The sequence below is a fragment of the Mesorhizobium sp. B283B1A genome (assembly GCF_020165735.1).
Taxonomy (GTDB): domain Bacteria; phylum Pseudomonadota; class Alphaproteobacteria; order Rhizobiales; family Rhizobiaceae; genus Mesorhizobium; species Mesorhizobium opportunistum.
Window position 1 is genome coordinate 21,328 of the sequence record NZ_JAIUIQ010000062.1, and the last position, 9,192, is coordinate 30,519.

Below are 9,192 nucleotides of genomic sequence, written 5' to 3' on the forward strand. Positions count from 1 at the left end.
AGTCGGTTTTGTCTACTTGGCCAATGTTTCGCTCACCCCGCCAGCAACCGATCCATCAACCGATCCGCCGCTTCCGGGATAACGGTACCCGGCGGGAAGATCTCGGCAGCGCCAGCCCGCAGCACAGCCTCATAGTCCTGTGGCGGGATGACGCCGCCTGCCACGATCAGCATGTCGCCTCGGCCGAGCTTTTTCAGCGCATCGCGCAACTCGGGGATCAGCGTCAGGTGCCCCGCCGCCAGCGATGAGGCGCCGATAATATGGACGTCATGCTCGACCGCCAGTTTCGCGATCTCTTCCGGTGTCTGGAACATCGGGCCGACCGTGACGTCGAAGCCGAGATCGGCGAAGGCCGTGGCGATCACCTTCTGCCCGCGGTCGTGCCCGTCCTGTCCCATCTTGGCCACCAGGATGCGCGGCTTGCCGCCAAATTTCTTCCCGAAAGCATCGAGCTTGTCCTGCAGCCCGTCGACCACCGGGCTGTCGCCAAGCGCCTTGCGATAGACGCCGGAAATGGTTTGCACCGTAGCAATGTGCCGGCCGAAGACTTTCTCCAGGGCAAACGAGATTTCGCCGACCGTGGCATTGGCGCGCGCGGCGCGGATGGCGAATTCCAGCAGGTTTTCATTGCCCTGCGCGGCATGGGTCAGCGCGTCGAGCGCGCTTTCGACGGCGACGACGTCGCGCGTGCCTTTCAGCCGCTGCAGCTTCGACAATTGCCGGGCCCTGACCTCGGCATTGTCGATCTTGAGGACGTCGACCGCGATGTCGTTCTCCGGCCGATGCGCATTGACCCCGACCAGCATCTGCTCGCCGGAATCGATGCGTGCCTGCGTGCGCGCCGCCGCTTCCTCGATGCGCAGCTTCGGAATGCCTTGTTCGGTCGCGGCGGCCCAGCCGCCGAGCGCCTCGACCTCCTCGATATGGCTCAGCGCGCGTGCCGCCAGGTCGTGCGTCAGCCGTTCGAGGTAAGCCGACCCGCCCCACGGATCTATGATGCGCGTGGTGCCGGATTCCTTTTGCAGGATCAACTGCGTGTTGCGGGCGATGCGCGCCGAATGGTCGGTCGGCAGCGCCATCGCCTCGTCGAAGGAGTTGGTGTGCAGCGACTGGGTGTGGCCCTGCGTGGCCGCCATCGCCTCGATCATGGTGCGGATGATGTTGTTGTAGGGGTCCTGCGCCGTCAGCGACCAGCCGGACGTCTGGCAATGGGTGCGCAGCGACAGCGAGCGCTCGTCCTTCGGCGCAAAATTCTTTTTCATCAGGGTCGCCCACAGCAGGCGCGCGGCCCTGAGCTTGGCGACTTCCATGAAGAAGTTCATGCCGATCGCCCAGAAGAAGGACAGGCGCGGCGCGAAGCGGTCGATATCGAGGCCCGCCGCAACACCGGCACGGGCATATTCGATGCCGTCGGCGATCGTATAGGCAAGCTCCAGGTCGGCCGTCGCACCCGCTTCCTGCATGTGGTAGCCGGAGATCGATATCGAATTGAACTTCGGCATGTTCTTCGACGTGTAGGAGAAGATGTCCGAAACGATCCGCATCGATGGTTCTGGCGGGTAGATGTAGGTGTTGCGGACCATGAACTCCTTCAGGATGTCGTTCTGAATGGTGCCCGCCAGATCCTTCTGCGCGACGCCCTGTTCTTCCGCGGCGACGATGTAAAGCGCCATGATCGGCAGCACCGCGCCGTTCATCGTCATCGACACCGTCATCTCGCCGAGCGGAATCCCGTCGAAGAGTTGCCGCATGTCGAGCATGGAATCGATGGCGACGCCCGCCATGCCGACATCGCCGGCGACGCGCGGATGGTCGCTGTCATAGCCGCGATGGGTGGCGAGATCGAAGGCGACCGACAGGCCTTTCTGGCCGGCGGCCAGATTGCGCCGGTAGAAGGCGTTGGACTCCTCGGCCGTCGAGAAGCCGGCATATTGCCGGATCGTCCACGGCTGCTGGACATACATGGTCGGGTAGGGACCCCGCACGAAGGGCGGCAGGCCCGGGTAGGTATCGAGAAATGGCAGGCCCTTGAGGTCGGCCTGACCGTACAGATGCTTGACGGCAAGACCTTCCGGCGTCGTCCGCTGCCCCTTGACCTCGATGGGTGCCCGTCGTGGCGGCGTCCAGCCGATCTGACTGAATTCCGGAATCAAGAAGCGGCCCCGATGGATTGGTCGATGCGCACGGGAAACAGCGGTTCGCACAGGACGATGCCTTCGGTGAAGGCTGGCCGATGCTGCGCGTCCAGCGTCTCGACCGGACGTTCGCCCTGCTGCGGATAGAGCGTGGTGCCGATCAGGGCCCGCTCGCCCGTCTTGAAGGCGGCGTCGCGCCGTGCGGCGGCAGCACGGACACGCTGCTGGATATGCCCGCCCTGAAGGCTGGACAGCACACCTCTTTCAGCCTCGATCGCCTGCAACTCCGCCCACGCTGCCTCGCAGAGATCGGTGGTCAAGGCTTCGACCGCGCCGGAACCAAAGGCAGGATCGGCGACATGATCGACATGGCTTTCATTGGCCATGATCAGCTGCGCGTTGCGCGCGACGCGGCGGGCAAAAGGTGCCGGTAGGCCGTGCGCGATCGTATGCGGCAGGATGGAGATCGAATCGGCGCCCCCCGCGGCTGCGGCGAAGCAGCCGATCGTCGTTCGCAGTATGTTGGTTTCCGGGTCCAGCGCGGTCATCATGCGAAACGATGTCTCGGCATGGATGTTGGCCGTGGAATTGGGGATCGAGCAGGCCTCCTGCACCCGTGCCCACAGCCTGCGCAGCGCCCGGACCTTGGCCATCGAGAGAAACTGGTCCTGGTCGACGCTGAGCGCGAAGCCGATATGGGGTGCGGCATAGACGAGCGGCTGCCGCGCCTTCTCGAACATCCTCAGATACGAGACCGCCGAAGCCAGCATGATGCCGAGCTCCTGCGCTTCCGTTGCGCCGGCATTGTGGAAGACGCGTCCATCCGCCTCGAGCAGCACGCCGGGAACGCCCATCGAGAAGAAATGCGCCAGCGATTGCGGCATCGATTCCTGCAGCGCCTCGATCGACATGCGCAGCCGGCCGGTTCCGGCAAGGATTGCCGCCGGGTCGATGCCGAACGACAAATTGAGCTTTGCCGGATCGGAGCGGCGCTTGCTCAGGAACGCCACCAGCCAGTCGGCCATCGGGCGGCTCCAGGGATGGGTGTCGATGCGGATCTGGACGCGGTTCAGGGGCACGCCGTCCAGCACCGTCTCCAGCGCCTGCGCCGTCCTCGGCAGGCCATAGCCGAACGCGTTCGGAGCCCCTTCGAAGACCAGCGACAGTCCGGTCGCGCCCTGTGCGATGTCTTCCAGGGCCTGGGCCTTGGCGCGATCGATATCGGGGTCGTCGACGCGTTGGCTGACGATCCAGGGCGATCGGGGATTGGTGCGTACGATCGGCTCGGTTCCGGTCGCGCGGTCGTAGAGCGGCTCGATGCGGATGTTGTCGTCGGTGTGCGAGACCAGCTTTTCCTCGAAGGACGCACCGGCCAACGCCTTTTCCGCCAAGGCCAGCCATCGCTGGCGCTCGGCATCCGCTGGTTCTGCATTCCTGGTCAAGGCTCCGGCGCCCATCCATTTTCCTCGCTTTACGTGGCCGCACCAGCCCGGGTCACTTCAGTCTACGGTCCCCGGTCGGTTATCGCAATGCAATGTGCTTCCAGGTCCCGAATTCGATCCCTTCGGATATAGGTTCGCCTGCGTGGACGAACCATGAACGATTGCCAAACACCAGCAAAATCCGCAAGTTCCAAAAATCCGATTTTGGCGATTAGTCCGATTTGGACGTTTGGCCCGGACGATTGGCCCGGACGTTTGGCCCGGACATTCGGCCCGGACATTTGGCCCGGACATTTGGCATTGTCGCTGCGCGGCAGCCTGACTATACCTGCGGCTTGGCCATTGGCTTTAGACACACCCGTTTGCGGAGACCGGATACATGGCTGACGACACCAGTATTTTCATCGGCGCCAGCCGCAAGCCGGACGACAGCTATCAGCGTCCCGAGCAGTTGCTGCTGCAATATGGAAACCGCCATGGCCTGGTCACCGGCGCCACCGGCACCGGCAAGACCGTCACCTTGCAGATATTGGCCGAAGGTTTTTCCAATGCCGGCGTGCCGGTGTTCTGCGCCGACATCAAGGGCGACCTGTCCGGCATCGCCATGATCGGCACGGCCCAGGATTTCCTGGTCAAGCGGGCCGAACAGGTCAAGCTCGACCCCTATGACTTCCAGGAATTTCCGGTCATCTTCTGGGACCTGTTCGGCGAGCAGGGTCATCCGATCCGCGCCACTGTCTCGGAAATGGGGCCGCTGCTTCTGTCGCGCCTGATGAACCTCACCGAGGCACAGGAAGGCATTATGAACATCGCTTTCCGCCTGGCCGACGAGGAAGGCCTGCTGCTGCTCGACATGAAGGACCTGCAGGCGCTGCTCGCCAACATCGCCGAGCGCGCCGACGAGATCGGATCGCGCTACGGCAATGTGACGAAGCCTTCCGTGGGGGCCATCCAGCGCACGCTGCTGGTCCTGGAGCAGCAAGGCGCGGCAAACTTCTTCGGCGAGCCGGCCTTGCGGATCTCCGACATCATGCGCACCACCCGCGACGGGCGCGGCGCCATCAGCGTGCTTGCCGCCGATAAGCTGATGATGAACCCGCGGCTCTACGCCACCTTCCTGTTGTGGCTGATGTCGGAACTGTTCGAGGTGCTGCCCGAAGTCGGCGACCCCGACAAGCCGAAGCTGGTCTTCTTCTTCGACGAGGCGCACCTGCTGTTCGACGAAGCGCCGAAGGTGCTGATCGACCGCGTCGAACAGGTTGTCCGCCTGATCCGCTCCAAGGGTGTCGGCGTCTATTTCGTCACGCAGAATCCCCTGGATATTCCCGAAAAGGTCCTGGCCCAGCTCGGCAATCGCGTCCAGCACGCGCTGCGCGCCTATACGCCGCGTGAGCAGCAGGCGGTGAGGACGGCGGCAGAGACGTTCCGGCCGAACCCCGATTTCGACTGCGCCACAACCATCACCCAACTCGCCACCGGCGAGGCGCTGGTCTCGACACTGGAGGCCAAGGGCGTGCCGTCCATGGTGCAACGCACTTTGATTCGGCCACCCTCGTCGCGGCTTGGGCCCATAACCCCCGCCGAGCGGCAAAAGCTGATCGCTGAAAGTCCGGTCATCGGCCAGTATGACGAGGTCATCGATCGCGAATCGGCTTTCGAGATGCTGCAGAAGAAAGCCAAGGAGGCGCAGGACGCCGAACAGCAGGCGCAGCAGGCTGGCACAGGCGGCTCGCGCTGGACCATCCCGGGCTTCGGCAATGACGATCCGCCGCAATCCGGCGGCAGGCGGGCACCCGCGCCGCGCCCCTCCAATCGCCAGACCGTGGCCGAGGCCGCGATCAAGTCGGTGGTGCGTTCGGTCGGCTCATCTGTCGGACGCGCGATCGTGCGCGGGATCTTGGGGAGCCTGTCGAGGGGACGCTGAACTTCCGGCCGGGGAGGGAGCCAAGGCCCCACTCCCTACAGCGCCGCGCGTCCGCTGGACACATGGCGCCGGAGCCCGTCCATAGATGTTGTCGGCTCAGAAAATCGAATCCGTGATCGCCTTGACCGGCCCGAGCAGTACCGATCCGTCGGGCACGCCGGCGTCGATCGGAATGGCCTTGTGGTTTGCCGTCGCCGCCGCAACCATCGGCTGCCTGGCATCGCTGGTCACGATGACCGGTGATTTCGACGGCACGCGGTCGTAGAGATCGATGATGTCCTGGTTCATCAGGCGCACGCAGCCCGACGAAACCGATTTGCCGATCGAGCGCCACTCTGGCGAGCCGTGCAAGCGGTAGAGCGTATCCACGTTGCCCTGGAAGAGATAGAGCGCGCGCGCGCCGAGCGGGTTCTTTAGCCCGCCGGGCATGCCGCCATTCTCGGCGCTGTACTGTTTCAATTCCGGCTGCCGGGCGATCATTTCATCCGGCGGTGTCCATTTCGGCCATTTCTGCTTCCACTGGACGACAGCGTCGCCCGACCATTCGAAGCCGGCACGGCCGAGACCGACGCCATAGCGGATGGCCTGGCCGCCCGGGCGGACCAGATAGAGGAAATGGCCTGTCGTATCGACGACGATGGTTCCCGGCTTCTGTCCGGTCGGGTCGGGAACGATCTGGCGCAGGAACTGCGGATCGATCCTGTCGACCGGAATGGCCGGCAGATCGAAGCCACCATCGCTGACTGCGGCATACATCGAGGCATAGTCGGCCAGCGGCGGCTCGACATAGGTGGGCGGCGGCGGTTCCACCGGGCTTGGCCCTGTTGTGGCGCATGCGGAAACCGCGATCGAGGCGGCGCCCAGCGCGGCGGCGTTGAGGAAGCCGCGACGGCTCAGGCGAAAGGATTCGATTTCGGTTATGGACATAGTTGCCTTCTTTAGGACTCAAATTCCAACAAAGCGTGAATACACCGACCGCTGTTGCGGGTGCCTGACAACACCTGGCGCGATAGGCGGTTCCGATTCTGGCCCGAACGTGGACAAACAAAGGCGACGCTGTGACCGTCCCGCCACTGTGGCGCCATGGCCACAGCCTGTGACCGGCCACAGCCTGTGGCCTAGCCGCCGGATACCAGGGCTTCGAGGCTCGGCAAGATCAAGGCCGGCGGAAAGTCCCGGTATTCCTCTGGCTGGTTGGAACGGTTGATCCACACCGTGCGGAAGCCGAATTTGGTGGCGCCTGCGATGTCCCAGCGATTGGAGGACTGGAAGGAAACCGCGCCGGGATAGAGGCGCCAGCCGGTGGCGACCATGTCGTAGACCGCTGGATCGGTCTTGAAGCGCCGCACCGCATCGACCGAATAGACGTCGTCCAGCACCTGGTCGAGCGCGGCGGACTTGACCGCGGCCTGCAGCATTTCGGGCGAGCCGTTGGAGAGGATCGCCAGCCGGGCGCCCGAAGCCTTGAGCGCTTTCAGCACCGCCGGCACTTCGGGATAGCAATCCAGCCGCCAGTAGGCTTCCAGCAGGTTCGCCTTGAGCCCTGGATCGGCCGAGGGCACCTTGCGCAAGGCGAAATCGAGCGCTTGCTCGGTCAACTGCCAGAAATCGGCATAGCCGCCCATCAACGTTCGCACCCAGGAATATTCGAGCTGCTTGGCGCGCCAGATTTCGGACAGCAACTGCCCGTCCGGCCCGATCTGGTCGGCATGGCGGCGCACCGCGGCATGCACGTCGAACAGCGTGCCGTAGGCGTCGAAAACATAGGCCGCGTATTGCATGGAATAGTTTTGGGGCGAGGCGGGGCAAGGTGCAAGTCCCGATTGCATCGCGCCTGCCTCTGGCCTCAACAAAACTCCCCTATGCCGGTTGACGGCGCCGGCCAAAGCGTCATCCAATGCTGCCATACGATTGATCGGAACGGGAAAAACGCGATGACACTGGCGGCCGCAGCGCAATCCGCGACATGGACTTTCGTCGATGGCGACTGGTACGAGGGCAACGTCGCCATCCTTGGGCCGCGCAGCCACGCCATGTGGCTTGGCACCAGCGTGTTCGACGGCGGTCGCTGGTTCGAAGGCGTGGCGCCCGACCTCGATCTTCATGCCAAGAGAGTGAACGCCTCGGCGATCGCGCTCGGCCTCAAGCCGAACATGACGCCGGAGCAGATCGTCGGGTTGACCTGGGACGGCTTGAAGAAATTCGACGGCAAGACGGCTGTCTACATCAGGCCGATGTATTGGGCCGAGCATGGCGGCTACATGGGCGTGCCGGCCGATCCCGCCTCGACCCGTTTCTGCCTTTGCCTCTACGAATCGCCGATGATCCCGCCGTCCGGCTTTTCGGTGACCGTGTCGCCGTTCCGGCGCCCGACCATCGAAACCATGCCGACCAACGCCAAGGCCGGTTGTCTTTATCCCAACAACGGCCGTGCCATTCTCGAGGCCAAGATGCGCGGCTTCGACAACGCGATGGTGCTCGACATGCTTGGCAACGTCGCCGAGACGGGCACCTCGAACGTCTTCCTGGTCAAGGACGGTCATGTCTTTACGCCGGCGCCGAACGGCACCTTCCTGTCCGGTATAACCCGCTCGCGCACGATAAATTTGCTTGGCGAATATGGCTTCAAAACCACCGAAAAGACGTTGTCCGTGCGCGAGTTCCTTGAGGCGGACGAGATATTCTCCACCGGAAACCATTCCAAAGTGGTGCCGATCACCCGCATCGAGGACCGCGACCTGCAACCCGGGCCGGTGGCCAAGAAGGCGCGCGAGCTCTATTGGGACTGGGCGCATTCGACGACAACCGGCTGAGGCGCCGGCCCGGTCGTTTTGTCGCTGCCCGGTTTGTTGCCGCAAAACCGTGTGACAGTTTTCCGCAACCCGCCTAGAAAGGGACCGGCGCTTCATTTCCGGAGTTGTTCCAGCTCAATCCAGACCTATGTTAATCCGGTATCAACACCGGATTTTTCCACGAGGGAGTACCATCCATGGCTTTCGAATTGCCCGCTCTGCCTTACGACTACGAGGCCCTGCAGCCTTACATGTCGAAAGAGACGCTGGAGTATCACCACGACAAGCATCACAAGGCCTATGTCGACAACGGCAACAAGCTGGCCGCCGAGGCCGGTCTTGGCGATCTGTCGGTCGAAGAGGTGGTAAAGCAGTCGTTCGGCAAGAATGCCGGTCTCTTCAACAATGCCGCGCAGCACTACAACCATATCCATTTCTGGAAGTGGATGAAGAAGGGCGGCGGCGGCAACAAGCTCCCCGGCGCGCTGCAGAAGGCGGTCGACAGCGACCTCGGCGGTTACGACAAGTTCAAGGCCGACTTCATCGCCGCCGGCACGACGCAGTTCGGTTCTGGCTGGGCCTGGGTCTCGGTCAAGGACGGCAAGCTGGCGATCTCGAAGACGCCGAACGGTGAAAATCCGCTCGTCCACGGCGCATCGCCGATCCTCGGCGTCGACGTCTGGGAACATTCCTATTACATCGACTATCGCAACGCCCGGCCGAAATATCTCGAGGCGTTCGTCGACAGCCTCATCAACTGGGACCACGTCCTGGAACTATACGAAAAGGCGAAGTGATCGATCGTCAGAAAAGCCCCGGCACTGAACTGACCCCGTAAAGTTGGACGGTTCATTGATTTGGTAGGTTTAAGGGCTGGGTCCTGTATTGCACAGGGCTCA

7 protein-coding genes are annotated in these 9,192 nt (G+C 63.2%); 3 read left to right on the forward strand and 4 right to left on the reverse strand.

Features of this window, described 5'->3' with window-relative positions; genetic code table 11:
* Nucleotides 1-32: 32 nt before the first annotated feature.
* On the reverse strand, nt 33-2,153 hold the full coding sequence (scpA, locus tag LB577_RS30865) for a methylmalonyl-CoA mutase (RefSeq protein WP_224690194.1): 2,121 nt from the start codon (nt 2,151-2,153) through the stop codon (nt 33-35).
* The gene (locus LB577_RS30870) at nt 2,150-3,592 is read right to left on the reverse strand and encodes a methylmalonyl-CoA mutase subunit beta (RefSeq protein WP_224690195.1); all 1,443 of its coding nucleotides are present in this window, start codon (nt 3,590-3,592) and stop codon (nt 2,150-2,152) included. The genes scpA and LB577_RS30870 overlap by 4 nt, the downstream gene beginning before the upstream one ends.
* Before the next feature lie 364 nt (nt 3,593-3,956).
* On the opposite strand from LB577_RS30870, the gene LB577_RS30875 reads away from it, so the two are divergent.
* Complete coding sequence (locus LB577_RS30875; protein ID WP_023764398.1) at nt 3,957-5,501, forward strand: helicase HerA-like C-terminal domain-containing protein; 1,545 nt, start codon at nt 3,957-3,959, stop codon at nt 5,499-5,501.
* A 96-nt stretch (nt 5,502-5,597) separates the two neighbouring features.
* On the opposite strand, the gene LB577_RS30880 is transcribed toward LB577_RS30875, so the two are convergent.
* Together LB577_RS30880 and LB577_RS30885 are read right to left on the reverse strand one after the other, a co-directional pair.
* Nucleotides 5,598-6,428 (reverse strand): L,D-transpeptidase, encoded by an 831-nt coding sequence (locus LB577_RS30880; RefSeq protein WP_224690196.1) that lies wholly within the window; start codon nt 6,426-6,428, stop codon nt 5,598-5,600.
* Nucleotides 6,429-6,619: 191 nt separating this feature from the next.
* Entirely contained in the window at nt 6,620-7,282 is a 663-nt protein-coding gene (locus tag LB577_RS30885; protein WP_023777942.1) for a haloacid dehalogenase type II, read from the reverse strand.
* A gap of 153 nt (nt 7,283-7,435) precedes the next feature.
* Here LB577_RS30885 and LB577_RS30890 point away from each other — a divergent pair, with 153 nt between their 5' ends.
* Nucleotides 7,436-8,314 (forward strand): branched-chain amino acid aminotransferase, encoded by an 879-nt coding sequence (locus tag LB577_RS30890; RefSeq protein WP_224690197.1) that lies wholly within the window; start codon nt 7,436-7,438, stop codon nt 8,312-8,314.
* Between the two features lie 176 nt (nt 8,315-8,490).
* Complete coding sequence (locus tag LB577_RS30895; protein WP_013532667.1) at nt 8,491-9,090, forward strand: superoxide dismutase; 600 nt, start codon at nt 8,491-8,493, stop codon at nt 9,088-9,090.
* Nucleotides 9,091-9,192: the final 102 nt, after the last annotated feature.